This window comes from Sphaerotilus mobilis (assembly GCF_004216565.1).
Lineage (GTDB): Bacteria > Pseudomonadota > Gammaproteobacteria > Burkholderiales > Burkholderiaceae_C > Sphaerotilus > Sphaerotilus mobilis.
In genome coordinates this window covers 292,687-316,413 of record NZ_SGWV01000009.1, presented here as the reverse complement: position 1 = coordinate 316,413, position 23,727 = coordinate 292,687, and the positions used below count along the sequence as shown (strand labels likewise).

The window sequence follows — 23,727 nt, the reverse complement described above, 5'->3', positions numbered from 1 at the left end:
GTCTGGCTCAGTCGTCCACCGCCTTCGGCGCCGGTCCCTTCTTCACCACCGCATAGCGCGCCAGCGTCTGCTCGCGGGCCACGGCGTGGTCGACCAGTGGCAGCGGGTAGTCGATGCCCAGGCGCAGGCCGGACGCGGCCAGGTCGATCGGGCGTGCCTGCCAGGGCGCATGGATGGCCGGGGCCGGCAGCTGCGCCAGGGCTGGCAGGTAGCGGCGGATGAAGCGGCCTTCGGGGTCGAAACGCTGGCTCTGGCTGACCGGGTTGAAGATGCGGAAATACGGTTGCGCGTCACAGCCGGTCGACGCGGCCCACTGCCAGCCGCCGTTGTTGGCGGCCAGGTCGTAGTCGTTGAGCTGGCGCGCGAACCAGGCCTCGCCGCGTCGCCAGTCGATGCCAAGGTCCTTGGTCAGGAAGCTCGCCACGATCATGCGCAGCCGGTTGTGCATGTAGCCCGTCTGGTTGAGCTGGTGCATCGCCGCGTCGACGATGGGGTAGCCGGTGCGGCCCTCGCACCAGGCCTCGAACCAGGCGTCGGCCTCATGGCCGTGGTGCCAGCGGATCGCGTCGTATTCGGGCTTGTAGCTGTGGCTCACGACACGCGGGTGGTGCAGCAGGATCTGGTGATAGAAGTCGCGCCAGACCAGCTCGGACAACCACGTCGCCGCGCCGCTCGAGCCGGCTGTCATGCGTTCGTGGGCATGGCGGGCCAGTTGGCGGATCGACACCGTGCCGAAGCGCAGGTGCGTGCTCAGGTAGCTCGGCCCTTTGACGGCGGGGAAGTCGCGCGTCTCGTCGTAGGCGTCGATGCGTTCGAGGAAGTCCAGCAGCAGCGTCGCGCCGCCCGAGGCCCCCGGGTGCAGGCGCGTGGCCATGTCGGTGGGCAGGAAGTCGAGGTCGCTCAGGCGCGGCAGGCCACGGTCGACCCCTTCCGGCGGTCGGGCCAGCGCGCCCAGGTGCCGCTCGATGGGGTAGCTGCGCAGGTAGAACGGTTCGAGCTTGCGCAGCCACGCGTTCTTGTAGGGGGTGAAGACGCCAAAGGGCGAGCCGGCCTGGGTCAGCACCTCGTCGCCCTCGAAGATCACCTGATCCTTGTGGCTGTGCAGCGCGATGCCGGCGTGGGCCAGTTCGCCGCGCACGCGGGCATCGCGCTCGATCGCGGCGGGCTCATGGTCGCGGTTGATGTGCACGGCCTGCACGCCCAGCGCACGGGCCAGCGCGGGGATCTCCTCGAAGGGGTCGCCATGGCGCACCAGCAGACCACCGCCATGCTGGCGCAGCGTCGCATCGAGTTCGGCCACGCTGTGCCAGATGAACTCGACCCGGCGGTCGGCGCGCGGCAAGTCATCGAGGATGGTGGTGTCGAAGACGAAGGCGCACCAGACCTTGCGGGCGCTGCGCAAGGCGTGGTGCAGCGCGGCGTGGTCGTCCAGGCGCAGGTCGCGGCGCAGCCAGACCAGGGCGCCGTCGACCGGCTCGATGGCCACCGCCCGACGGGCGTGGGCGGGGCGGCTCCAGGGGTGGGGAAGGGCGGTGGTCACGGGGCGCGGGGGGTGGTCTTCGAAGGGCCGCAGTGTGCGTGATCGGTACAATCCGCGCATGTCCGAGGCCCGCGAAATCAACCTGACCAACCAGTTCCTGATCGCGATGCCGGGCATGGCGGACGACCAGTTCGCGGGCTCCGTGGTCTACCTCTGCGAGCACTCCGGCAAGGGTGCGCTGGGTCTGGTCATCAACCGCCCGATCGACATCAAGCTGAAGAACCTGTTCGAGCGCGTCGACCTCAGCCTCGACCGCGAGGACCTCGCCGACGAGCCGGTCTATTACGGCGGCCCGGTCCAGACCGAACGTGGCTTCGTGCTGCACGAGCCGATCGGCGAGGCCGGCGGCGACGGCTACAGCTCCACCCTCAACATCCCCGGCGGCCTGGTCATGACGACCAGCCGCGACGTGCTCGAAGCGCTGTCCAACGGCGCCGGCCCGAAGCGCGTGCTGATCACGCTGGGTTATGCCGGCTGGGGGGCGGGGCAGCTGGAGGACGAGCTGGCCCGCAATGGCTGGCTGACCGTGGCGGCCGACCCGGGCGTCATTTTCGAAACCCCGGTCGAGGCGCGCTACGAGCGTGCCCTCGGCCTGCTCGGCATCGACCGGCTGATGCTGTCGTCGGACGCCGGCCACGCGTGAGGTCGACCGCATCGATGCCGGCCCGCGCCCCACAGGAGCGTTGCCGATGAGTGTTCCGGGCCCCACCGCAGCCGCCGCACATGGCAAGGCCAGCGGGCCGTTGCAGCAATTCCTCGCCTTCGACTACGGCCGCAAGCGCACGGGGGTGGCCAGCGGCAACCGCGTGCTGCGCCAGGCCGCGCCGCTGACGACGGTCGCGGCCGAGGGCGATGCCCGCTTCCCGCTGATCGCCAAGCTGATCGCGCAGTGGAAGCCCGACGCGCTGGTGGTCGGCATCCCGCGCCACCCCGATGGCCGTGGCCACGACAACACCCGCTTTGCGCAGCGCTTCGCGCGCCAGCTGCATGGCCGCTTCAACCTGCCGGTGTTCGAGGTCGACGAGCGCTACAGCACGACCGAGGTGCTGTCCTCGCGTCCGCGTGACGCCGACGCGGCCGCCGCCGCCGTGCTGCTGCAACAGTATTTCGACGCCAGCGAGCGCGAGGCCGCAGCCGCCGCTGCTGCAGCCGCCGACGTGACGCCACCGGCCGACGACCCCAAGGAGTCCACCCCATGAACCTGAGCCTGGATGCCGAGGACCTCTACCTTGGCCTGCGCCACGGCGTGCGTCAGCTGCTGGCCGCCGAGGAACGCCGCGACGCGGTGCTGGTCGGCGTCTGGTCCGGTGGCGCCTGGCTGGCCGAGCGGCTGCAGCGCGACCTTGGCCTGGCGACGCCGCACGGCGTCATCTCCAGCACGCTGCACCGCGACGACTTCAGCGCGCGCGGTCTGGCCAGCGGCCATGACGCCACCCAGCTGCCCTTCTCGGTCGACGGCCGGCCGATCGTGCTGATCGACGACGTGCTCTACACCGGCCGCACCATCCGGGCGGTCATCAACGAGCTGTTCGACTTCGGCCGCCCGTCCAGCGTCACCCTCGCCGTGCTGGTTGACCGTGGCGGTCGACAACTGCCGATCGAGGCCGCGATGGCCGCCGCCCGCGTGACCCTTCCCCCGGAGCAGAAGCTGGCGCTGGCACGCGCTGGCGACGGCTCCTTCTCGTTCAAGATCGAGGAGACGCGCTGATGCTCGCGCGCCGCAACCCCCAGCTGAACTCGCACGGCGAGCTGATCCACCTGCTGTCCATCGAGGGCCTGCCCAAGGCCGTGCTGACGCACATCCTCGACACCGCCAGCACCTTCCTGGCGGTCAATGACCGCGAGGTCAAGAAGGTCCCGCTGCTGCGCGGCAAGAGCGTCTTCAACCTGTTCTTCGAGAACAGCACGCGCACCCGCACGACCTTCGAGATCGCCGCCAAGCGCCTGTCTGCCGACGTGATCAACCTCGACATCGCCCGCAGCAGCACGGCCAAGGGCGAGAGCCTGCTCGACACCATCGCCAACCTGAGCGCGATGCATGCCGACATGTTCGTGGTCCGCCACAGCGACAGCGGTGCGCCCTACCTGATCGCGCAGCACTGCGCCCCGCACGTGCACGTGGTCAACGCCGGTGACGGCCGCCACGCGCACCCGACGCAGGGCCTGCTCGACATGTACACGATCCGTCACTACAAGCGCGACTTCACGCAGCTGCGCGTGGCCATCGTGGGCGACATCGTGCACTCGCGGGTGGCACGTTCGGACATCCATGCGCTGACCACGCTGGGCGTGCCCGACATCCGTGCGGTCGGCCCCAAGACCCTCGTGCCGGGCGACCTGCGCGACATGGGCGTGCGGGTCTGCCACGACATGGCCGAAGGCATCCGCGATGCCGACGTGATCATCATGCTGCGCCTGCAGAACGAGCGCATGAGCGGCGCCATGCTGCCCAGCGCCGGCGAGTACTTCAAGAGCTACGGCCTGACCGCCGCCAAGCTGGCGCTGGCCGCGCCCGACGCCATCGTCATGCACCCCGGCCCGATCAACCGCGGCGTCGAGATCGACTCGGCGGTGGCCGACGGCGCGCACAGCGTGATCCTGCCGCAGGTGACCTTCGGCATCGCGGTGCGCATGGCCGTGATGTCCATCATTGCCGGGAACGACGCATGAGCCCCCGCACGCCCCATCGTTCGTCGCCCCCCGAGTGCGTGTGCCGCCTTGAGGCGGCTCGGCGGAGAACCGCATGAAGATCCTGATCAAGAACGGTCGCGTGGTCGACCCCGCCAGCGGCCGCGATGAGCGCGCCGACGTCGCCATCGCCGCCGGTCGCATCCTGCAGATCGGCGGGGTCAACCCCGACTTCCAGGCCGCCCGCGTGATCGATGCGCAGGGCTGCGTCGTCGCTCCCGGTGTGGTCGACCTGGCCGCGCGGCTGCGCGAGCCGGGTCACGAACACGAGGGCATGCTCGAAAGCGAGCTGAACGCCGCCGCCGCCGGGGGTGTCACCAGCCTGGTCTGCCCGCCCGACACCGACCCGACGCTGGACGAGCCCGGCCTGGTCGAGATGCTCAAGTTTCGCGCCCGCAAGCTCAGCCTGTGCCGGCTGTTCCCGCTCGGGGCACTGACCCGCGGCCTGGCCGGCACGACGCTGACTGAGATGGTCGAGCTGACCGAGGCCGGCTGCGTCGGCTTCTCGCAGGCCGAGGTCGCCATCGCCGACACCCTCGTGCTGCAGCGCGCGCTGATGTACGCGTCGACCCACGGCTACACCGTCTGGCTGCGGCCGCAGGACCCGTGGCTGGGCAAAGGCGTGGCCGCCAGCGGCGGTGTCGCCACCCGCATGGGCCTGTCGGGCGTGCCGGTGATCGCCGAGACCATCGCGCTGCACACGCTGTTCGAGCTGATGCGCGTGACCGGCGCGCGGGTCCACCTGTGCCGCCTGTCGAGCGCGGCCGGTGTGGCGCTGCTGCGCGCGGCCAAGGCCGAGGGCCTGCCGGTGACGGCCGACGTCAGCATCAACTCGCTGCACCTGACCGACATCGACATCGGCTACTTCAACCCGGCCATGCGCCTGAACCCCCCGCTGCGTCAGGGCCGCGACCGCGACGCGCTGCGCGCCGGCCTGGCCGACGGCACGATCGACGCGCTGGTGTCGGACCACACGCCGGTCGAGGGCGACGCCAAGCAGGTGCCCTTCGCCGAGGCCGAACCTGGCGCGACCGGGCTGGAGCTGCTGCTCAGCCTGGCGCTGAAATGGGGCGCCGACGCCGGCTTGACGATGCCGCAGACGCTCGCCCGCGTGACCTGCGAGCCGGTGCGCGTGCTGGGCGATGCGCTCGGCTCGCTGGTCCACACGGCCGGCCGGCTGGTCGAGGGTGGCGTCGCCGACGTCTGTGTCTTCGACCCGGAAGCGACCTGGGCCGTCACGCCCGACGTGCTGCGCAGCCAGGGCAAGCACACGCCCTTCGCCTTCGCCGACACCGGCATGGCGCTGCCGGGCCGCGTCCAGGCCACGCTGGTGGCTGGCACGGTGGCCTACGAGTCGCCGCGCCGCGCCGGCTGATCCTTCTCGTTCCAGCGTTCAAGACCTTCGATGCGACACCTGATCGGCGCGTGGCGCCTGCTGCGCACGTTTGCGCACGTCCTGCACGGCACCTGGGTGGTGTGGCGCGAGTTCGGCGCGGCCAGCGAGGCGACCCGCTGCGCCCACATCCAGTGGTGGTCGGCCAAGCTGCTGCAGGTGCTGGGCGTGCGGCTGCAGCCGATGGGCCGCTTCGAGGGCGGACCGCAGCTGATCGTGGCCAACCACATCTCCTGGTTGGACATCGCGGCCATCCATGCGGTCTGCCCGCAGGCCCGTTTTGTCTCCAAGTCCGACGTCAAGGAATGGCCGCTGCTGGGCTGGCTGATCGGCTCGGCAGGCACCTTGTTCATCGAACGCGCCAGCAAGCGCGACGCGCTGCGGGTGGTCCACCAGATGGCCGCCGCGCTGCAGGCCGGCGACACGGTGGCCGTCTTCCCGGAAGGCACGACCGGCACCGGCCACACCCTGCTGCCCTTCCACGCCAACCTGCTGCAGGCGGTGCTGCCGGGCGCCACGCCGGTTCAGCCGGTGGTCTTGCGCTATGCCGAACCCGGCCATGCGGTCAGCCCGGCGGTCGCCTTTGTGGGCGACACGACCTTGGTGGGCAGCATCTGGGCGGTGGTCTGCGCACGTGGCCTGTCGGTCGAGGTCGAGGTGCTGGCGCGCCAGCCCAGCGCGGGCCTGGACCGGCGCGCGGTCTCGCAGCTCGTCAGCGACCAGATCGCCGCGCGGCTGGCCCGCTGACGTTGGCCTGGTGAAGTTGGCCCGGTGAAGTTGGCCTGTTGAAGCGGCCACGGCCCACAATCGGCCCATGCTCTACAAGTTCAAGTCCAAGGCCGCCAGCGACCTGATCATGACCGCGCCCGTGGGCGACCGCCTGCTGCGTGTGATGGGCCGCGAAGCCGCGCCACAAGGCATCTTCGAGGTCGTCGACATGCCCACGCTGATGGCCGCGCTGGAGGCCGCCATCCTCACCGAAGAAGTCGCCCAACGCGCCGCCGAGCAGCTCGCCGAGGCCGAGGGCCGCAGCCCGCCGCGCCGCGCCGAGGTCGGCTTGCGTCAACGCGCCTGGCCGCTGGTCGAGATGATGAAGCGCTCGCACGCCGCCGATCAGCCCATCGTCTGGGGCGTCTGAGGCATGGGGCACGAGCAGATCACCCGCATCCTCGCGATCCGGCACGGCGAGACGGCCTGGAACCGCGATCACCGCATCCAGGGCTTTCTCGACATCGCGCTGAACGACGCCGGTCTGGCGCAAGCCGAACGCATGGCCCAGGCACTGGCCGACGAGGCCATCGACGCCGTCTACAGCTCCGACCTGCAACGCGCCCACGCCACGGCCCTGCCGCTGGCCCGCTCGCGTGGCCTGGCGGTGCAGACCGACACGGGTCTGCGTGAACGTTGCTTCGGCACCTTTGAGGGCCTGACCTTCGTCGAGCTGGAGGCGCTCTACCCCGAGGAGACCCTGCGCTGGCGGCGCCGCGACCCGGACTTCGGCCCGGCCGGCGGCGAGCGCCTGGTCGACTTCGACGCCCGCTGCATCGCGGCCATCGCCCGCCTGGCCGAGCGCCACCGCGGCGGCTGCATCGCGGTCGTCAGCCATGGCGGCGTGATGGACTGCCTCTACCGCGCCGCCGCCCGCCTCAGCCTGGACGCGCCACGCACCTGGACGGTGGCCAACGCCAGCATCAACCGCGTGCTGCACAGCCCGGAAGGCTTTGCGCTGATCGGCTGGGGCGACACCCGCCACCTCGACGGCACCGAACACGCCGCCCTCGACAGCCTGAGCAGCCGCCACGCGCTGACGACCGACGAGTTGCGCGCAGCGGTGCTCGATGACGACAGCGACGGCGGGCGCACGACGGCCGCCTGAGCCGCTGCCCGATTCATCGCCCGAGCCGTCGCCCGCTCAGCCCTCGAACAGGTCCGCTGCCCCCGAGCCCGCGCCGCGCGGCGGCGTGACGCCCAGGTGTCGGTAGGCGGCCACGGTGGCGATGCGTCCGCGTGGCGTGCGCTGCAGGTAGCCCTGCTGGATCAGGTAGGGCTCGATGACGTCCTCGATCGTGCCGGCGTCCTCGCCGATCGCGGCGGCGACGTTGTCCAAGCCGACCGGCCCGCCGTCGAAGCGGTGCACCACCGCTTCGAGCAGCTTGCGGTCCATCACGTCGAAGCCCTTGGGGTCGACGTCCAGCATGGTCAGCGCCAGGTCGGCAATGGCCTTGACGATGCGGCCGTCGGCCTTGACCTCGGCGTAGTCGCGCACCCGGCGCAGCAGCCGGTTGGCGATGCGCGGGGTGCCACGCGAGCGGCGCGCGATCTCCAGCGCGCCGTCGGCGTCGATCGGCGCGTTCAGCAGCTTGGCCGAACGCGTCACGATGCGGGTCAGTTCCTCGGCCGTGTAGAACTCCAGCCGGGCGACGATGCCGAAGCGGTCGCGCAGCGGGTTGGTCAACATGCCCGCGCGGGTTGTCGCACCGACCAGCGTGAAGGGCTGCAGGTCCAGCTTGATGCTGCGGGCGGCCGGGCCCTCGCCGATCATGATGTCGATCTGGTAGTCCTCCAGCGCGGGGTAGAGGATCTCCTCGACGACCGGGGACAGGCGGTGGATCTCGTCGATGAAGAGCACGTCGTTGCGCTCGAGGTTGGTCAGGATCGCGGCCAGGTCCTTGGGCTTTTCCAGCACCGGGCCGCTGGTCTGGCGCAGGTTGACGCCCAGTTCGGCGGCGACGATGTGGCTCAGCGTGGTCTTGCCGAGGCCCGGCGGGCCGAACAGCAGCACGTGATCGAGCGCCTCGCCGCGCTTTCGGGCTGCGCCGATGAAGATCTCCAGCTGCTCGCGGGCCTTGGTCTGGCCGATGTATTCGTCGAGCAGCTTGGGCCGCAACGCCCGTTCGAGCGCGTCTTCCTGTGGCGAGGCGGGCGCCGCGCTGACGATGCGCCGGTCAGGCGGCGGTGCGCTGGCGAAGGTGTCGGTCTGGATGGCCATGCCGGATTATCGGGACCGGCTGTCCGGGCGGACGCCTGGGGCTGCCGGCTCAGCGCGCCAGCGCCTTGAGCGCCAGCTTGATGCCGTCGCTGACGCCGACATCGGCCGGCAGCGGCTTGATGGCCAGGGCCGCTTCCTTCTCGTTGTAGCCCAGCGCGATCAGGGCCTGGACGATGTCGCCCTGGTTGTCGCTGACGATGGCCGCACCCGGCAGACCCAGGTCAGCGCCGAGCTTGCCCTTGAGTTCAAGCAGCAGCCGCTCGGCCGTCTTCTTGCCGATGCCCGGCACCTTGACCAGCCGGCCGGCCTCCTGCCGCGTCACCGCCTGCGACAGCTCGGCCACGCTCAGGCCCGACAGGATGGACAGCGCGGTGCGCGCGCCGATGCCGGTGATCTTGATCAGCAGACGGAAGGTGGCGCGTTCCTCGGCGCTGAGGAAACCGTAGAGCAGCTGCGCGTCCTCGCGCACCACGAAGTGGGTCAGCAGCGTGACCTTTTCGCCGAGCGCGGGCAGGTTGTAGAACGTGCTCATCGGCACGTCGACCTCGTAGCCGACGCCGTGCACGTCGACCAGGATCTGGGGCGGGGTTTTTTCAGCCAGCTGGCCGACGAGGCGTCCGATCATGGGCGCGGATCATAGGCGGGCCGTCCCGCCACCCGGCCCCGCGAACCGGGCGTTCAGCGCCGGAACAGGCCCAGGCGCTGCGCCTCCAGCGCGGCCTCGGCGCGCGAGCTCACGTTGAGCTTGCGGTAGATCTGCTTGACGTAGTCGGCGATGGTGTGGCGCGACAGGCCCAGCTGGGTGCCGATCTCCGGCAGCGTGAAGCCCTTGGCGACGCGCAGCAGCACCTCGCGTTCGCGCTCGGTCAGCTGGACGTTGGGCATCAGCTGGTCGGCGGCGGGTTGTTGTGCCATCGGCCGGCTGGCCTGGGCCGAGAAGTAGGAAATCATGCGCCGCGCGATCGACGGCGACAGCGGCGGCTCGCCCTGGCTGATGCGCTGCAGGTGCTCCATCAGCTGCTCGCGCGGCTGTTCCTTGAGCAGGTAGCCGTAGGCGCCGGCCTGCAGCGCCGGGAACAGGTGATCGTCATCGTCGTGGATGGTCACGACCACCGACTGCGCATCGGGTTGCTGGTCACGCAGCGCCTGCACCACCTTCACCCCCGAACCGTCGGGCAAGCCCAGGTCGATCATGGCGAGGTCGAAGCGGTGGGCGCCGACCTGCTGCAGCGCGTCGGCAATGCGGGCCGATTCGACGACGGTCGAGCCGGGGAAGACCTGCAGCACCAACGCGCGGAGGTAGGCGCGGATCTCGGGCAGGTCTTCAAGCAGCAGGATCTGTTTCATGGGCTCTCCGCCGGCGAGGCTGGGGCAAGGTTGGCGAATATGAGTGTCACCGAGTATCGGCGCGGCGCGGCTGCGCTGTCGCGTGCGGGTGACGCCAGTGGCGTGCAATCGGTTGTATGCATCACAACGGCAAGGTCAGCCGGATGGTCGTGCCGTAGCCCGGACCGGATTCGACCAGGCACTGGCCCTGCAACTGCTTGGCGCGGCCCTTCATCGTCGACATGCCGTGGCCGCGGTCGAGCTTGCCGTCCAGCTCGCTGGGGATGCCCTTGCCGTTGTCCGCGATGGTCAGCTCGAAGTCGTTGTGATCCTGCCGGATCGTGATCTCGCAGCGCGTCGCGCGGCTGTGCTTGAGCACGTTGCTGACCGCCTCGCGCAGGATGCGGGTGGTCTGCACATAGGCCCGCGCGCTCATGGCCCGCTCGCTCATCAGCAGCTCGTCGGAGGCGTTCCAGACCAGCTCGACGCCACCGTGCGAAAAGCGCGTCATCAGCTCGCTGCGCCAGTCGCCGATCGCGTCGCCGATCTGCATCGCCCGGCCGGTCAGGCCGCGCACGGACAGGCGCATCTCTTCCAGTGCCTCGCGGGCCAGCGTGGAGATGCGGTCGTTGTCGGCGGTGTGCACGATGGTCAGCAGCTTGGCGCCGAGGTCATCGTGCAGGTCGGCGGCGATGCGCTTGCGTTCCTTGGCCGTGACCTGCTCGACCCGCAGCTCGGCCATCTGGCCGTAGTTCTGCTCCATGTCGGCGGTTGCCTGCAGCAGCCGGCGTTCGGCCTGCACACGGCCTTGTTCGGCCGCCGCAATGGCGCCCTGGAAAAGCTGGTGCATGCGCCCGACCATGCCGGCGAACATCACCAGCAGGCTGACGCTGATCGCGTGTTTGCCCGGCAGCAGAACGTCGCCGGGGCGCAGCAGCAGCTCGGCGCCCAGCGTCAGCGCAAAGGCCGCCAGCGCCACCGCGCCGATCCAGAAGTCGTTGCGCGAGTAGCGCCAGGCGCGGTGCAGGAAGACGCCACCGACGCCGACCACCTCCAGCAGCAGGATCGAGGTCCACGGCAGCGCCACGCTGTGGATGCGGTCCGGCGCGGCCAGCGCCAGGCTGGCGGGCACGACGATGCACTGCAGCGCCATCGCAACCTCCAGCCAGACCACCCGCAAGCCGCAGTAGCGCAGCAGGTAGAGCATGGCGGCCAAGGCGACCGGTGGCGCGAAGGCGGCGATCAGCAGCTCGGTCCAGAGGCCCGGCATGGGCAGCGCCGCACCGGTCATCAGGGCGGTCAACAGGGCCCAGCCCAGCGCCGTGGCGCCAAAGTAGCCGAAGTAGGGCAGCTGGCTGGACGCGCGCAGCAGCAGCGCGGCCAGGCCGACGACCGCCGCGACGGTCGCCAGGGCCTGGGTGGCGCCGAGGTTGAAGGCCAGCGTCTGGCGGTGCAGCGGGTCAAGCGCCGCATGCGCGCCGATGCGCACCGGCGCGAGCTGCGCCGCGCGCTCGCGGGCGGCCACCTGGGCCAGCGCCTGACCGGACACGCGCACGTCCAGCCGGTTGCCTTCGGCCTTGAGCAGGCTGGGCGGCAGGGGGATCAAGGCGGGCTCGTAGCAGTCGCCGGGATGTGGGTCGGCCAGGTTGCCGCGGGCGTCGATCAGCTGGCCGTTCAGGCGCACCTCGAAGGCGGCGCAGACCTGCGGCAGAAAGGCCGCGAGCATCGCGCGGTCGGACTGGTTCGGCGTGCGCGGCGCGACGAAGGCCAGGCGGTATTCATGCACGCCGCTGTTGTCGCGGCCGGGCCGTTCGCGCAGGTGGGGCAAGGTGACGGGCCGGGCGTCGGCCTCGACCGGGTGGCCGTCCGGCGCGATCCGCACCATGCTGGCCTGGGTCAGCAGGATGCTGCCTGCGGTGCTGCCGCTGTTGGCGACCTCAAGGCTCCACAGCGAGACCAGCACCAGCGTCGTCAGCAGCAGGCCCCAACGCGCCGGGTGCAGGCCCTGGGCGCAGGCTCGCAGGCCGCTGCGCAGGCGGGGGAGCAGGGCGGGGCGGCGGGCTGGCGACGGCTCGGAGGCGGGCGCCTCGGCAGGCGCCATGACGACGGTCTCGGGAGATGGGTGCACGGACAAGGTGGTCAAGCGCGGCTGGATCGGGGTCATGCGGGGCGCCGGGCGGCGCCGCTGTCCGGTCTTCGGCCAGCGAGGTGCGATTCTGAAGGCGCGCAACGCCGGCCATGTCGGCGCGACAATCAGGTTTCCGGGCCCAGCCCGAAAGATGCACGCTTGCCTTGATCCTGCGCCACGCCTTCATCCCGCCCGACAACCGCCGGCTCGCCCATGTCTGCGGCTCGCTCGACCAGAACCTGCGCACCATCGAGGCCGCGCTCGACGTCGTCATCCAGCGCCGCAACGAGTCCTTCCGGGTCGACGGCCCGAAGCGCGGCGCCGAGCGGGCGGTGGCGCTGCTGCAGCAGCTCTACGACCAGGCCAGCGCCCCGATCGAGCCGGCCCGGCTGCAGCTCGAGCTGATCCAGGTGATGCAGGCACCGGCCAGCACGAACGGTTCGAACGGCCCGAACAGTCCGAACGGCACCGCACCGCTGGCGCCGTCCACCGCGATGCCCGAGCGGCTGGACGGGCTGGACGCCATCGGCGCGATCGAACGCCCGGCCGACGAGATCGTGCTGCGCACCCGCCGCAGTGACCTCGTCGGGCGCACCGTCAACCAGGTCGACTACCTGCGCAACATCCTCGGCCACGACATCACCTTCGGCATCGGCCCGGCCGGCACCGGCAAGACCTTCCTGGCGGTGGCCTGTGCGGTCGATGCGCTGGAGCGCAACCAGGTCCAGCGCATCGTGCTGACCCGCCCGGCGGTCGAAGCCGGCGAGCGGCTCGGCTTCCTGCCCGGCGACCTGGCGCAGAAGGTCGATCCCTACCTGCGTCCGCTCTACGACGCGCTCTACGACCTGATGGGACTGGAACGCGTGGGCAAGGCCTTCGAGAAGGGCCTGATCGAGATCGCCCCGCTGGCCTTCATGCGCGGGCGCACGCTCAACCACGCCTTCGTCATCCTCGACGAGGCCCAGAACACCACGCCCGAGCAGATGAAGATGTTCCTGACCCGGATCGGCTTTGGCAGCCGCGCCGTCGTCACCGGTGACATCAGCCAGATCGACCTGCCCAAGGGCAGCAAGAGCGGTCTGGTCGACGCCGCCCAGGTCTTGCGCCGGGTGCGCGGCATCGCGCACACCCGCTTCACCTCGGCCGACGTGGTGCGCCACCCGCTGGTCGCCCGCATCGTCGAGGCCTACGACGCCGTGCCCGACTCGGCCCGCCGGCTGGCCGAGGCCGAAGCCGAAGCGGCGCTGGACGCCGCCGCACGTCCGACCCGCCCTGGAGCCCGCGATGGCCGCTGAACCTCCAGGCCGCGGTCCGCACCGCTCTGCCGCGCCCGAGTTGTCGCTGTCGCTGCAGTTCGCCGACCCGCGCCACCGCGACCAGCTCAAGCGCCACCTGGTGCAGCGCTGGATCCGCGCCGCGCTGGAGGCGCCCGGCGAGATCACCGTGCGCATCGTCGATGCCGACGAGGGCCTGAGCCTCAACACCGACTACCGCGGCAAGGCCTACGCCACCAATGTGCTGACCTTCGACTACGCGCAGGAACCCGTGGTCTGCGCCGATCTGGTGCTGTGCGCCCCGGTGGTCGAGGCCGAGGCCCTGGCCGCCGGCAAGCCGCTGCTGGCGCACTACGCCCACCTGCTGGTGCACGGCACTTTGCACGCCCAGGGTTACGACCACGAGGACGACGAGGCTGAGGCCGAGCACATGGAAGCGCGGGAGCGCGAGGTGCTGGCCGCGCTGGGCTTCCCAGACCCCTACGCGGAACCGGACGTGAAACCGGGCGCGGAACCGGACGCGGCAGGCGGCGGCTGAGCCGCCCATCGCTCAAGCCGGCGTCTGCGCCACCACGGTGGCGATCTGATCGCGCAGCCACTGCTGGGCCGGGTGCCGGTCCAGTCGGCGGTGCCACAACATGTGCACACGCAGCGCTGCGAGCGGCAGCGGCAGTTCGCGGATGACCAGTTCGCCGTGGTCACCGGTGACCGGCAGGAAGGCGCGCGGCAACACGGTCAGCAAGTCGGTCTGGGCGACGACGCGGCCGGCGGTGAAGAACTGGTTGACCGTCAGCACCAGCCGGCGCTGGCGCTGCACGGCGGCCAGCGCCTCGTCGATCAGACCTTGGCCACGGCCAGAGAAGCTCACCAGCAGGTGCTCCGCGGCGCAGTAGTTGTCCAGCGTCAGGGCGACCTCAGCCAGCGGGTGGCCGCGCCGCATCACGCAGACGTATTCGCTCAGGTAGAGCTCGCGGTGCAGGATCGGAGCCTGCAGGCCGAGGCCGGACTGGCGCACCACGACCTCCGGGAAATGGCCGATCGCAAGGTCGGCCTCGCCTTGTTCGAGCAGCCCGCTCGGGTCGCGTGTGGCCAGCGGCTGGACCCGCAGCCCGGCCCGCGCCTGGCCGTCCTGCAGCTGGCGCAACAGCGGCGGCAGGATCAGCGCAGCGGTCGCATCCGCCATCGCCAGCAGGAAGTCGTGGCCCTGCTCCTGCGGGTCGTAGTGGCTCGGGTCCAGGTTCTCGCGCAAGAGCGTCAGGGCCTGTTGCACGGTCGGCCAGAGCGCCTCGGCGCGGGCGGTGGGCTTGACGCCGTTGGAGGTGCGCGTGAACAGCGTCTCGCCGACGCTGTCACGCAGCCGGCGCAAGGCATTGCTCACGGCCGGCTGCGTCATCGCCAGCTGCTCGGCGGCGCGCGTCAGGTTGCGTTCGGCCATCACCGTGTCGAACACGCGCAGCAGGTTCAGGTCCAGCGTGCGGAAGTTCATGGCAGTCCCCAGAAAGCGCCTTCGATCATAAGCACTGTGAATGATGGGGATTCACAAATGCTGCTTGGCGCATAACAAGGGTTTACCCTAGACTGCGAAGCACTGGGGTAAACCCTAGATCCAAGGAGTTAGAAATGACCGTGACCACCATGACCTTCCAGCACGTGAACGCCTTTGACGCCCTGATGGCGCAGGCAGGCGCAGCGGTCGGCAACGCCCTGCGTTCGGTGGCGAACCTGTTCGCGACCGACGCTGCCACCGAGCCGCGCACGGCGCAGGAGCTGCTCGACTGGGCCGACCAGTACGAGGACACCCAACCTTCCTATGCCGCTGACCTGCGCGCCGCCGCTCAGCGCCACATCGACCGCAACCGCTGAGACGTCCGCGACCTGAGTTCGCGACCCGCCACCGCACACACCGTATCCAGGAGTCTTTCATGACCGCTCACACGATGACCTTCCACCCGGCCTCGCCCATCGACGCGCTGATCGCGCGCGTGGCGGGCTGGACCGTCCGCACCGCCACGAACGTGGCCACCTGGCTGAACGCCGATCCGCAGCGCGAACCGCGCACCCCGGAAGAGCTGATCGCCTGGGCCGAACAGTACGAGTCGACCCAGCCGTCCTACGCGGCCGATCTGCGCGCCATCGCCAAGCGCCACATGGACTGATCCGACACGGCGGGCGCACCACCGCCTGCCGCGACGATGACGACGGAGCCGGCGCATCACCCCACGCGACCGGGCTCCAGAAACGACAAGGCCCGCCAATCCGGCGGGCCTTGTTCGTTCCGGGGAGGGGTTTCAGCCTGCCAGGCGCGCCTCGATCGCCGACTTCGTGTCGCGCAAGGCCTGCGGCAGGTGGTGGGCCAGTTGCTGGAACAGCTCGCCGTGCAGCGTCAGCTCTTGCTGCCAGGCGGCGCGGTCGATGCCGATGACGCTCTGGAACTGCTCGGCGCTGAAATCCAGGCCGGACCAGTTCAGGTCGGCGTAGCCGGGGCTGACACCGAAGGCGTTGTCGGTGCCGGCGGCACTGCCGTCCAGGCGACCCAACATCCACGCCAGCACGCGCATGTTGTCGCCGTAGCCGGGCCAGACAAACTTGCCGTCCGTCCCCTTGCGGAACCAGTTGACGCAGTAGATCGCCGGCAGTGTGGCGCCCTGGGCCTTCAGCTTCGCACCCAGGTCCAGCCAGTGCTGGAAGTAGTCCGACATGTTGTAGCCGGTGAACGGCAGCATCGCGAAGGGATCGCGCCGGACCACGCCCTGCTGGCCAGCGGCAGCGGCGGTGGTCTCCGAGCCCATGGTCGCGGCCATGTAGACGCCTTCGGTCCAGTCGCGCGCCTCGGTCACCAGTGGCACGGTGGTCGAGCGGCGGCCGCCGAAGATGAAGGCGTCGATCGCCACGCCGGCCGGGTCGTCCCAGGCCGGGTCCAGTGCCGGGTTGTTGGTGGCGGCGACCGTGAAGCGCGCGTTCGGGTGTGCGGCCGGGCGCAGCTTGCCGTCGGGCTGGCGGGCGTTCTCGGGCGTCCAGTCCTTGCCTTGCCAGTCGATCAGGTGGGCCGGCGGGGTGTCGGTCATGCCTTCCCACCAGACGTCGCCGTCGTCCGTCAGCGCGACATTGGTGAAGATGACATCGCGGTCCAGCGAGGCCATGCAGTTCGGGTTGGTCTTGTGGTTGGTGCCCGGGGCGACGCCGAAGTAGCCGGCCTCCGGGTTGATCGCGTAGAGGCGGCCGTCGGCGCCCGGCTTGATCCAGGCGATGTCGTCACCGATGGTGGTGACCTGCCAGTCGCCCAGCGCGGCCGGCGGGATCAGCATGGCGAAGTTGGTCTTGCCGCAGGCGCTCGGGAAGGCGGCGGCAACGTGGCGCTTCTTGCCTTCGGGCGAGGTCACGCCCAGCACGAGCATGTGCTCGGCCAGCCAGCCCTGGTCGCGGCCCATGGTCGAGGCGATGCGCAGCGCGAAGCACTTCTTGCCCAGCAGCGCGTTGCCGCCATAGCCCGAGCCGTAGGACCAGATCTCGCGCGTCTCGGGGTAATGGACGATGTACTTGGTCTTGTTGCACGGCCAGGCGACGTCGCCCTGACCGGCCACCAGCGGCGCACCGACGGTGTGCACGCAGGGCACGAACTCGCCGTCGACGCCCAGCACGTCGTGAACGGCCTTGCCCATGCGGGTCATGATGCGCATGTTGACGGCCACGTAGGGGCTGTCCGACAGCTCGATGCCGATGTGAGCGATCGGCGAGCCCAGCGGGCCCATCGAGAAGGGCACGACATACATCGTGCGACCGCGCATCGAACCGGCGAACAGTGCCGGCGTGCCGTCAGGCTGACCGGTCTGCAGCAGCGCGCGCATCTCGGCCGGTGCCATCCAGTTGTTGGTCGGGCCGGCATGTTCCTTCTGCTCGGAGCAGATGTAGGTGCGGTCCTCGACGCGGGCCACGTCGCTCGGGTCGGAGCAGGCCAGGAAGCTGTTCGGCCGCTTGACCGGATCGAGCTTGCGGAAGGTGCCGGCGTCGACCAGCTGCTGGCAGAGGCGGTCGTACTCTTCCTGGGAGCCGTCGCACCAGTGGATCGCGGCCGGTTGCGTCAGCGCAGCGATCTCCGAGACCCAGGCGATCAGCTGGGCGTTCTTGACGTAGGCGGGTGCGTTCACGCGCAGGCCGACCATGGCGGGATGGTTCATCGAGCAGGCTCCAAGGTTGAAAAAGGCATCTCGACAACACCGCGCTGCGGCGTTCTCGGGATGCCCCCAAAACCAGTTTGAGCTTCTGCTGGCTCGATTACAAAGCGATTACATGCGCATTCAGCATGACTGGATGCGCGCCCATCGGCGCCCGTGCGATCCGTCGCAGTTCTTTCCGGGCTGACCCTGAGACGTGGGCACAGACCTGGTTCAGCTCTCCGGGACAACCCGACACCCGCTCTTGGGGGTGTTGCCCGGGCGCCGCAGGGGGGTCAGCCCGCGACGCTGGCTGTGAGCCCGATGTAACCCAGCGCCGCCAGCGGCGCGGTTTCGGCGCGCAGCACGCGCGGTCCGAGCGTGGTCGGCAGGGCGCCGGCACGACGCAAGGCCTCTTCCTCGGCGGGGCTGAAGCCGCCTTCCGGCCCGCTGTAGAGGCGCAGCGAACGCAGCGGGGCGTCGGCGGCGGCCAGCCGTTCGGCCAGCGGACGCGCCTCGGCCAGGCTCAGCGCCAGCGTCGTGACGGCATCCGGGCCGCCGTCGGGCGACGCCAGGGCCGCCGCCAGCGTGCGGACCGCGGCGATGCGCGGCACGCGGGTCCGGCCGCACTGTTCGGCCGCCGCCACCGCGATGGCTTGCCAGTGCGCGCGCTTCTTGTCCGCCCGTTCGGCGTTCAGGCGCAGCACCGAGCGCTCGCTCATCAGCGGCTCGATGACGGCTGCGCCCAGCTCGGTCGCCTTCTCGATCAGCCAATCGAAGCGGTCATTGGCGGGCATGACAGCTGCCAGCGTCACCGCCAGCGGCAGCTCGCGGGCGACCGGGTCGTGACAGCCGATCTGCACCCGCACGTCGCTGCGGCCCATCTGCAGCACGGTGGCCTGCCATTCGCCGCCCTGGCCGTTGAACAGCGTCAGCACGTCGCCCGGTTGATGGCGCAGCACCTGGACATGCCGTGCCGCGCCGGCCGGCAGTTCGAGTTCCAGGCCTGCTTGCAGCGGGAGGTCGACGTGGAGGCGGGCTGGCATGGCGGCTGGTCGGCTGGGCGATGAAGTGCGGCCCGGCAGTGTGCCGCAGCGCCCCGGCTGGCTTCAGGCGCCCGGCAGCCCGCGTCGCAGCTGGATCGCTTCGGCGACAGGGCCCAGGCCGATGCTCTCGGCGCCGTCCAGGTCGGCCAGCGTGCGGGCCACCCGCAGCACGCGGTGCAGGCTGCGCCCGGACCAGCCGAGCCGGTTCGCCGCGCTGTCGAGGAATTCGCGGGCGCCGGCCTGCAGCGCGGCGACCTCGTCGAGCTGGCCGGATTCGACGACCGCGTTGGCGCAGCCCTGACGATCAAGCTGGCGCTGGCGCGCGGCGGCGACCCGTGCGGCGACGGTGGCGCTGTCCTCGCCGTCGCGACGGGCGGACAGCGCCTGCGGGGTCAGCGCGAGGACCTCGACGCGCAGGTCGATGCGGTCCAGCAGCGGGCCGGAGATGCGACCTTGGTAGCGCCGAACCTGCTCGGGCGTGCAGCGACAGGCCGGCCGGATCGCACCCAGGTGGCCGCAGGGACACGGGTTCATCGCCGCGACCAGCAGGCAGCGGGCCGGGAACTCGGCCTGCCGAGCGGCCCGCGAGATGGTGATGCGGCCGTTCTCGAGCGGTTCGCGCAGGGCTTCCAGGGCGGCGCGAGGGAACTCCGGCAGCTCGTCCATGAAGAGCACACCATGGTGCGCCAGCGACACCTCGCCGGGGCGCGGCGGCGAGCCACCCCCGACCAGCGCGACCGACGAGGCGCTGTGGTGCGGCGTGCGCAGCGTGCGTTGCGACCAGCGGCTGGCGTCGAAGGGGCCGGCCAGGCTCAGGACGGCGGCCGATTCGAGGGCCTCCTGTTCGGTCATCGGTGGCAGCAGACCGGTCAGGCGTTGCGCCAACATCGACTTGCCGGTGCCGGGCGGGCCGACAAACAGCAGGCTGTGGCCACCGGCGGCGGCGATCTCCAGTGCACGCCGCGCCCCCACCTGGCCACGCACATCGACCAGATCGGGCCAGCGCGGGGCCGGCTGCGGGATCGGCGCGGGTGGCAAGGCCAGCGGCGGGGTGTCGTCGCCATCGCGCAGCGCGGCGACCACATCGAGCAGGTGACGTGCGCAGCGCAGGGGCAGATCAGGCACGCGGGCGGCTTCCTGTGCACTGCTTTCGGGCAGCACCAGACAACGTCCCGTCGGTGCACGCCGCATCGCCAGGGCCATCGCCAGGGCGCCGTGCACCGGCCTCAGGTCGCCGGCCAGGGACAGCTCGCCCGCGAACTCGTGCCGGTCCAGCCGCCGGGCGTCGATCTGGCCGCTGGCGGCCAGGATGCCCAGCGCGATCGGCAGGTCGAAGCGGCAACCTTCCTTGGGCAGGTCCGCCGGCCCCAGGTTGACCGTGATGCGCTTGTCGTGCGGGAAGGTCAGGCCGCTGTTGAGCACGGCGGCGCGGACCCGTTCGCGCGATTCCTTGACCTCCATCTCGGCCAGCCCGACGAGGGTGAAGCTGGGCAGGCCGTTGGCCAGATGCACCTCGACGGTGACGGGTGGCGCCTGCAGGCCCAGCAAGGCACGGCTGTGGACGGTCGCAAGAGACATTTCAGGGCACTCCGGAAGCGCCCGGCGGGCGCACAGGGGCCGGATTCTGGGCAGCACGTCACATCTGCTGACACCCTCCGAAGGGGGTTGCACCGTCATGGTGCATTTGTGGGTGCTTCCGTGCGTCGTGCGTGACCTGGGGGCGGACGCCGCGCCGGAATGGGGCGGAGGGCCGTCCTCGCGAGGCGCCGAGGGCTGGCATGGAAGCTGCAGAAGAAAGGCTCAGCTGCTGCCCAGCTATCCGCTGTTTTGCTTTCCACCGCCATCAACCTTCCGGAGGCCGCCATGAAAATGGTCACCGCCATCATCAAACCCTTCAAGCTCGACGAGGTGCGTGAAGCCCTCAGCAACATCGGCGTGCAAGGGATCACCGTCACCGAGGTCAAGGGCTTTGGCCGTCAGAAGGGCCACACCGAGCTGTACCGGGGTGCCGAGTACGTCGTCGACTTCCTGCCCAAGGTGAAGATCGAGGCCGCCGTGGACGACGCCATCGTCGACCGCGTGATCGAGGCGATCGAGGGTGCCGCACGCACCGGCAAGATCGGCGACGGCAAGATTTTCATCACCGCCCTCGAGCAGGTGTTGCGCATCCGGACCGGCGAGACCGGCAAGGACGCTCTCTGATTTCCCTCACCCCGAGAAAAACCATGAAAAAACTGCTTGCCATCCTGGCCTTGGGCTTGGCGGTGCTGGGATCTTCCGGCGCTGTCTGGGCCCAGGCTGCTTCCGAGCCTGCTGCCGCCGCCTCGGCGGTTGTCGAGGCTGCGGCTGTTGCCGCTGACGCCGCTTCTGCGGCCGTCGAAGCCGCTGCACCCGCTCCCGTTCCCAACAAGGGCGACACCGCCTGGCTGCTCGTCTCCACGCTGCTCGTCATCATGATGACGGTGCCTGGCCTGGCGCTGTTCTACGGCGGCCTGGTGCGTGCCAAGAACATGCTGTCGGTCCTGATGCAGGTGATGGTGACCTTCTCGATGATCGTCGTGCTGTGGGCCATCTACGGCTACAGCCTGGCGTTCACCGAAGGCAACGCCTTCATCGGTGGCTTCGACCGCCTGTTCATGAACGGCGTCTGGGACAACGCGGCCGGCACCTTCGCCAACGCGGCCACCTTCAGCAAGGGCGTCTACATCCCCGAGATCGTGTTCGCGGCCTTCCAGGCCACGTTCGCGGGCATCACCTGCTGCCTGATCGTCGGCGCCTTCGCCGAACGCATGAAGTTCTCCGCCGTGCTGATGTTCATGGTGCTGTGGTTCACCTTCAGCTACGCGCCGATCGCGCACATGGTCTGGTTCTGGATGGGCCCTGACGCCTACGCCGCTGCCGACGTGGCCGAGTCGATGACCGGCAAGGCTGGCCTGATCTGGCAATGGGGCGCGCTGGACTTCGCTGGCGGCACCGTCGTGCACATCAATGCGGCCGTCGCGGGTCTGGTCGGTGCCTTCATGGTCGGCAAGCGCGTCGGCTACGGCAAGGAAGCCTTCACGCCGCACTCGCTGACGCTGACGATGGTGGGTGCCGCGCTGCTGTGGGTGGGCTGGTTCGGCTTCAACGCCGGCTCGGCGCTGGAAGCCAATGGCTATGCCGCGCTGGCCTTCATCAACACGCTGTTCGCCACCGCTGCTGCGGTGCTGGCCTGGTGTGTTGGTGAAGCGCTGATGAAGGGCAAGGCCTCGATGCTGGGCGCTGCTTCCGGCGCCGTCGCGGGTCTGGTTGCCATCACCCCGGCCGCCGGCAACGTCGGCATCCTGGGCGGCATCATCATCGGCCTGATCGCCGGCTTCGCCTGCCTCTGGGGCGTCAACGGCCTGAAGAAGATGCTGGGCGCGGACGACTCGCTCGACGTGTTCGGCGTGCACGGTGTCGGCGGCATCCTGGGTGCCCTGCTGACCGGTGTCTTCAACTCGCCGAACCTGGGCGGCCCGAGCGCCGTGGCCGACTGGGTCACCGTGGGCATGATCGCCCCGGACGCCTACTCGATCGCCTCGCAGGTCTGGATCCAGGCCAAGGCCGTCCTGCTGACCGTGGTGTGGTCGGGTGTCGTCTCGGTGATCGCCTTCAAGGTCGTCGACCTGGTGATCGGCCTGCGCGTCACCGAGGAAGAGGAACGCGAGGGTCTGGACATCAGCTCGCATGGCGAGACCGCGTACCACAAGTGATCTGAGCCGGTCTCCGGCCTGAATCGAGGGGTCGCCGCTGGCGGCCCCTTTTCATTTGGCGCGGCATCCCCAGATGCCTCGCTCCTTAGAATCGATTCCACCCGTCGGCTACGCCAGGACACGCGCATGGTTCCCCACCTCGTCACCGCTCTCAACGGTCCCATCAACGAACTGGAGGCGCGCATCCTGGAGTCGATGCCTGCCATCGAACGCTGGTTCCGGCTCGAGTGGATGGAGCACACGCCGCCGTTCTACTCGTCGGTCGACGTGCGCAACGCTGGCTTCAAGCTGGCGCCGGTCGACACCAACCTCTATCCGGGCGGCTGGAACAACCTGACGCCCGAGATGCTGCCGCTGGCGGTGCAGGCGGCGATGGCGGCGATCGAGAAGATCTGCCCCGAGGCCAAGAACCTGCTGCTGATCCCCGAGAAGCACACCCGCAACCCGTTCTATCTGCTGAACGTTGCGCGGCTGCAGGAGATCTTCACGCTGGCTGGCCTGAACGTCCGGCTGGGCACGCTGGACCCGTCGATCGACAAGCCCACCCCGGTGGCACTGCCCGACGGCAGCGAGCTGCTGATGGAGCCGCTGGTTCGCACCCAGCGTCGGCTCGGCCTGAAAGGCTTCGACCCGTGCACCATCCTGATGAACAACGACCTGTCGGCGGGCATCCCCGGCATGCTCGAAGACCTGCATGAGCAATACCTGCTGCCGCCGCTGCATGCGGGCTGGGCGGTGCGGCGCAAGACCAACCACTTCCAGGCCTATGAGGAAGTGGCCAAGAAGTTCGCCAAGCTGCTGGGCATGGACCCGTGGCTGATCAATCCGATGTACACCCAGTGCGGCAAGGTCAACTTCGGCGAAGGTGACGGCATCGAGTGCATCAAGTCGAACGCCGAGGCGCTGATCGCCAAGATCCGCCGCAAGTACAAGGAATACGGCATCAACGAAAAGCCGTTCGTGATCGTCAAGGCCGACAACGGCACCTACGGCATGGGCATCATGACCGTGCGTGATCCGAAGGAACTCGATGAACTGAACCGCCGCACGCGCAACAAGATGAGCGTGGTCAAGGACGGCCAGGAGGTCTCCGAGGTCATCATCCAGGAAGGCGTGCCGACCTACGAGCGCATGAACGACGCGGTCGCCGAGCCGGTCGTCTACATGATGGATCGCTATGTGGTCGGCGGTTTCTACCGTGTGCATGCCGACCGCGGCATCGACGAGAACCTCAACGCGCCCGGTGCCCAGTTCGTGCCACTGGCCTTCGCCGAGAGCCATCACCTGCCGCGTGTGGGAGCCAAGCCTGGCCAGAGCGCGCCCAACCGCTTCTATATGTATGGCGTCATCGCTCGCCTGGCGATGCTGGCGGCCAGCTACGAGCTGGAGGCGACCGACCCGGATGCCGAGGTCTACGACTGACGGGGGGCCAGTGCGTGCGGCCATGGCGTGCCGCAT

The 23,727-nt window shown here is 69.8% G+C and carries 24 protein-coding genes; 15 read left to right on the top strand and 9 right to left on the bottom strand.

Annotated features, from left to right (window positions below; translation table 11 throughout):
- Positions 1-7 precede the first annotated feature (7 nt).
- Positions 8-1,486, bottom strand: a complete 1,479-nt coding sequence (locus tag EV685_RS10660) for a cryptochrome/photolyase family protein (RefSeq protein ID WP_242615559.1) — start codon at positions 1,484-1,486, stop codon at positions 8-10.
- 112 nt (positions 1,487-1,598) lie between these two features.
- On the opposite strand from EV685_RS10660, the gene EV685_RS10655 reads away from it, so the two are divergent.
- The 8 genes from EV685_RS10655 (at position 1,599) to EV685_RS10620 (ending at position 7,497) form a co-directional block, all read left to right on the top strand.
- Positions 1,599-2,183 carry a YqgE/AlgH family protein gene (locus EV685_RS10655; RefSeq protein WP_130481992.1) on the top strand — a complete coding sequence of 195 codons (585 nt, stop codon included), beginning with the start codon at positions 1,599-1,601 and terminating at the stop codon, positions 2,181-2,183.
- Between the two features lie 46 nt (positions 2,184-2,229).
- Positions 2,230-2,739: a Holliday junction resolvase RuvX gene (gene ruvX / locus EV685_RS10650; protein WP_130481991.1), complete on the top strand. Its 510-nt coding sequence runs from the start codon at positions 2,230-2,232 to the stop codon at positions 2,737-2,739.
- Positions 2,736-3,248 carry a bifunctional pyr operon transcriptional regulator/uracil phosphoribosyltransferase PyrR gene (gene pyrR, locus EV685_RS10645; protein WP_130481990.1) on the top strand — a complete coding sequence of 171 codons (513 nt, stop codon included), beginning with the start codon at positions 2,736-2,738 and terminating at the stop codon, positions 3,246-3,248. The genes ruvX and pyrR overlap by 4 nt, the downstream gene beginning before the upstream one ends.
- Positions 3,248-4,210 (top strand): aspartate carbamoyltransferase catalytic subunit, encoded by a 963-nt coding sequence (locus tag EV685_RS10640; protein WP_130481989.1) that lies wholly within the window; start codon positions 3,248-3,250, stop codon positions 4,208-4,210. Before pyrR ends, EV685_RS10640 begins: the two co-directional genes overlap by 1 nt.
- 73 nt (positions 4,211-4,283) lie before the next feature.
- On the top strand, positions 4,284-5,603 hold the full coding sequence (locus EV685_RS10635) for a dihydroorotase (RefSeq protein WP_130481988.1): 1,320 nt from the start codon (positions 4,284-4,286) through the stop codon (positions 5,601-5,603).
- 30 nt (positions 5,604-5,633) lie between these two features.
- The gene (locus EV685_RS10630) at positions 5,634-6,368 is read left to right on the top strand and encodes a lysophospholipid acyltransferase family protein (protein WP_165396771.1); all 735 of its coding nucleotides are present in this window, start codon (positions 5,634-5,636) and stop codon (positions 6,366-6,368) included.
- Between the two features lie 67 nt (positions 6,369-6,435).
- On the top strand, positions 6,436-6,759 hold the full coding sequence (locus EV685_RS10625; RefSeq protein WP_130481987.1) for a DUF1840 domain-containing protein: 324 nt from the start codon (positions 6,436-6,438) through the stop codon (positions 6,757-6,759).
- Positions 6,760-6,762: 3 nt separating this feature from the next.
- Positions 6,763-7,497 carry a histidine phosphatase family protein gene (locus EV685_RS10620; RefSeq protein WP_130481986.1) on the top strand — a complete coding sequence of 245 codons (735 nt, stop codon included), beginning with the start codon at positions 6,763-6,765 and terminating at the stop codon, positions 7,495-7,497.
- Between the two features lie 36 nt (positions 7,498-7,533).
- On the opposite strand, the gene ruvB is transcribed toward EV685_RS10620, so the two are convergent.
- From ruvB to EV685_RS10600, 4 genes are all read right to left on the bottom strand, one after another.
- Positions 7,534-8,610 (bottom strand): Holliday junction branch migration DNA helicase RuvB, encoded by a 1,077-nt coding sequence (gene ruvB / locus EV685_RS10615; RefSeq protein WP_130481985.1) that lies wholly within the window; start codon positions 8,608-8,610, stop codon positions 7,534-7,536.
- A gap of 49 nt (positions 8,611-8,659) precedes the next feature.
- Positions 8,660-9,235, bottom strand: a complete 576-nt coding sequence (ruvA, locus tag EV685_RS10610) for a Holliday junction branch migration protein RuvA (RefSeq protein ID WP_130481984.1) — start codon at positions 9,233-9,235, stop codon at positions 8,660-8,662.
- Between the two features lie 53 nt (positions 9,236-9,288).
- Positions 9,289-9,957: a response regulator gene (locus EV685_RS10605; protein WP_130481983.1), complete on the bottom strand. Its 669-nt coding sequence runs from the start codon at positions 9,955-9,957 to the stop codon at positions 9,289-9,291.
- 121 nt (positions 9,958-10,078) lie between these two features.
- A complete protein-coding gene (locus EV685_RS10600; RefSeq protein ID WP_130481982.1) occupies positions 10,079-12,100 on the bottom strand; it encodes an ATP-binding protein in 2,022 nt (673 codons plus the stop codon).
- A 128-nt stretch (positions 12,101-12,228) separates the two neighbouring features.
- Between EV685_RS10600 and EV685_RS10595 the strand changes: the two genes are divergently transcribed.
- Both EV685_RS10595 and ybeY read left to right on the top strand, forming a co-directional pair.
- Entirely contained in the window at positions 12,229-13,359 is a 1,131-nt protein-coding gene (locus EV685_RS10595) for a PhoH family protein (protein WP_130481981.1), read from the top strand.
- Positions 13,349-13,876: an rRNA maturation RNase YbeY gene (gene ybeY / locus EV685_RS10590; protein WP_130481980.1), complete on the top strand. Its 528-nt coding sequence runs from the start codon at positions 13,349-13,351 to the stop codon at positions 13,874-13,876. The genes EV685_RS10595 and ybeY overlap by 11 nt, the downstream gene beginning before the upstream one ends.
- A 12-nt stretch (positions 13,877-13,888) precedes the next feature.
- Here the strand turns inward: ybeY and EV685_RS10585 are convergent, their stop codons facing one another.
- Entirely contained in the window at positions 13,889-14,824 is a 936-nt protein-coding gene (locus EV685_RS10585) for a LysR family transcriptional regulator (protein ID WP_130481979.1), read from the bottom strand.
- Positions 14,825-14,958: 134 nt separating this feature from the next.
- Between EV685_RS10585 and EV685_RS10580 the strand changes: the two genes are divergently transcribed.
- Both EV685_RS10580 and EV685_RS10575 read left to right on the top strand, forming a co-directional pair.
- A complete protein-coding gene (locus EV685_RS10580) occupies positions 14,959-15,201 on the top strand; it encodes a hypothetical protein (protein WP_130481978.1) in 243 nt (80 codons plus the stop codon).
- 59 nt (positions 15,202-15,260) lie between these two features.
- Positions 15,261-15,494 (top strand): hypothetical protein, encoded by a 234-nt coding sequence (locus EV685_RS10575; protein ID WP_130481977.1) that lies wholly within the window; start codon positions 15,261-15,263, stop codon positions 15,492-15,494.
- 132 nt (positions 15,495-15,626) lie between these two features.
- Here the strand turns inward: EV685_RS10575 and EV685_RS10570 are convergent, their stop codons facing one another.
- From EV685_RS10570 to EV685_RS10560, 3 genes are all read right to left on the bottom strand, one after another.
- Positions 15,627-17,513: a phosphoenolpyruvate carboxykinase (GTP) gene (locus EV685_RS10570; RefSeq protein WP_130481976.1), complete on the bottom strand. Its 1,887-nt coding sequence runs from the start codon at positions 17,511-17,513 to the stop codon at positions 15,627-15,629.
- 272 nt (positions 17,514-17,785) lie between these two features.
- On the bottom strand, positions 17,786-18,535 hold the full coding sequence (locus EV685_RS10565) for a 16S rRNA (uracil(1498)-N(3))-methyltransferase (protein WP_130481975.1): 750 nt from the start codon (positions 18,533-18,535) through the stop codon (positions 17,786-17,788).
- Positions 18,536-18,598: 63 nt separating this feature from the next.
- The gene (locus EV685_RS10560) at positions 18,599-20,113 is read right to left on the bottom strand and encodes a YifB family Mg chelatase-like AAA ATPase (protein ID WP_130481974.1); all 1,515 of its coding nucleotides are present in this window, start codon (positions 20,111-20,113) and stop codon (positions 18,599-18,601) included.
- 285 nt (positions 20,114-20,398) lie between these two features.
- Between EV685_RS10560 and EV685_RS10555 the strand changes: the two genes are divergently transcribed.
- The 3 genes from EV685_RS10555 to gshA all read left to right on the top strand — a co-directional run bounded on the left by EV685_RS10555 (position 20,399) and on the right by gshA (position 23,691).
- Complete coding sequence (locus tag EV685_RS10555) at positions 20,399-20,737, top strand: P-II family nitrogen regulator (protein WP_130481973.1); 339 nt, start codon at positions 20,399-20,401, stop codon at positions 20,735-20,737.
- 23 nt (positions 20,738-20,760) lie between these two features.
- Positions 20,761-22,269: an ammonium transporter gene (locus tag EV685_RS10550; protein ID WP_130481972.1), complete on the top strand. Its 1,509-nt coding sequence runs from the start codon at positions 20,761-20,763 to the stop codon at positions 22,267-22,269.
- A 126-nt stretch (positions 22,270-22,395) separates the two neighbouring features.
- A complete protein-coding gene (gene gshA / locus EV685_RS10545; RefSeq protein WP_130481971.1) occupies positions 22,396-23,691 on the top strand; it encodes a glutamate--cysteine ligase in 1,296 nt (431 codons plus the stop codon).
- The last annotated feature ends 36 nt before the right edge of the window (positions 23,692-23,727 follow it).

Excerpts from the sequence above, each read along its gene's own strand:
- EV685_RS10655 (WP_130481992.1), top strand. The coding sequence starts at position 1,599 with ATGTCCGAGGCCCGCGAAATCAACCTGACCAACCAGTTCCTGATCGCG.
- ruvX (WP_130481991.1), top strand. The coding sequence starts at position 2,230 with ATGAGTGTTCCGGGCCCCACCGCAGCCGCCGCACATGGCAAGGCCAGC.
- pyrR (WP_130481990.1), top strand. The coding sequence starts at position 2,736 with ATGAACCTGAGCCTGGATGCCGAGGACCTCTACCTTGGCCTGCGCCAC.
- EV685_RS10640 (WP_130481989.1), top strand. The coding sequence starts at position 3,248 with ATGCTCGCGCGCCGCAACCCCCAGCTGAACTCGCACGGCGAGCTGATC.
- EV685_RS10635 (WP_130481988.1), top strand. The coding sequence starts at position 4,284 with ATGAAGATCCTGATCAAGAACGGTCGCGTGGTCGACCCCGCCAGCGGC.
- EV685_RS10630 (WP_165396771.1), top strand. The coding sequence starts at position 5,634 with ATGCGACACCTGATCGGCGCGTGGCGCCTGCTGCGCACGTTTGCGCAC.
- EV685_RS10625 (WP_130481987.1), top strand. The coding sequence starts at position 6,436 with ATGCTCTACAAGTTCAAGTCCAAGGCCGCCAGCGACCTGATCATGACC.
- EV685_RS10620 (WP_130481986.1), top strand. The coding sequence starts at position 6,763 with ATGGGGCACGAGCAGATCACCCGCATCCTCGCGATCCGGCACGGCGAG.
- ruvB (WP_130481985.1), bottom strand. The coding sequence starts at position 8,610 with ATGGCCATCCAGACCGACACCTTCGCCAGCGCACCGCCGCCTGACCGG.
- ruvA (WP_130481984.1), bottom strand. The coding sequence starts at position 9,235 with ATGATCGGACGCCTCGTCGGCCAGCTGGCTGAAAAAACCCCGCCCCAG.
- EV685_RS10605 (WP_130481983.1), bottom strand. The coding sequence starts at position 9,957 with ATGAAACAGATCCTGCTGCTTGAAGACCTGCCCGAGATCCGCGCCTAC.
- EV685_RS10600 (WP_130481982.1), bottom strand. The coding sequence starts at position 12,100 with ATGACCCCGATCCAGCCGCGCTTGACCACCTTGTCCGTGCACCCATCT.
- ybeY (WP_130481980.1), top strand. The coding sequence starts at position 13,349 with ATGGCCGCTGAACCTCCAGGCCGCGGTCCGCACCGCTCTGCCGCGCCC.
- EV685_RS10585 (WP_130481979.1), bottom strand. The coding sequence starts at position 14,824 with ATGAACTTCCGCACGCTGGACCTGAACCTGCTGCGCGTGTTCGACACG.
- EV685_RS10580 (WP_130481978.1), top strand. The coding sequence starts at position 14,959 with ATGACCGTGACCACCATGACCTTCCAGCACGTGAACGCCTTTGACGCC.
- EV685_RS10575 (WP_130481977.1), top strand. The coding sequence starts at position 15,261 with ATGACCGCTCACACGATGACCTTCCACCCGGCCTCGCCCATCGACGCG.
- EV685_RS10570 (WP_130481976.1), bottom strand. The coding sequence starts at position 17,513 with ATGAACCATCCCGCCATGGTCGGCCTGCGCGTGAACGCACCCGCCTAC.
- EV685_RS10565 (WP_130481975.1), bottom strand. The coding sequence starts at position 18,535 with ATGCCAGCCCGCCTCCACGTCGACCTCCCGCTGCAAGCAGGCCTGGAA.
- EV685_RS10560 (WP_130481974.1), bottom strand. The coding sequence starts at position 20,113 with ATGTCTCTTGCGACCGTCCACAGCCGTGCCTTGCTGGGCCTGCAGGCG.
- EV685_RS10555 (WP_130481973.1), top strand. The coding sequence starts at position 20,399 with ATGAAAATGGTCACCGCCATCATCAAACCCTTCAAGCTCGACGAGGTG.
- EV685_RS10550 (WP_130481972.1), top strand. The coding sequence starts at position 20,761 with ATGAAAAAACTGCTTGCCATCCTGGCCTTGGGCTTGGCGGTGCTGGGA.
- gshA (WP_130481971.1), top strand. The coding sequence starts at position 22,396 with ATGGTTCCCCACCTCGTCACCGCTCTCAACGGTCCCATCAACGAACTG.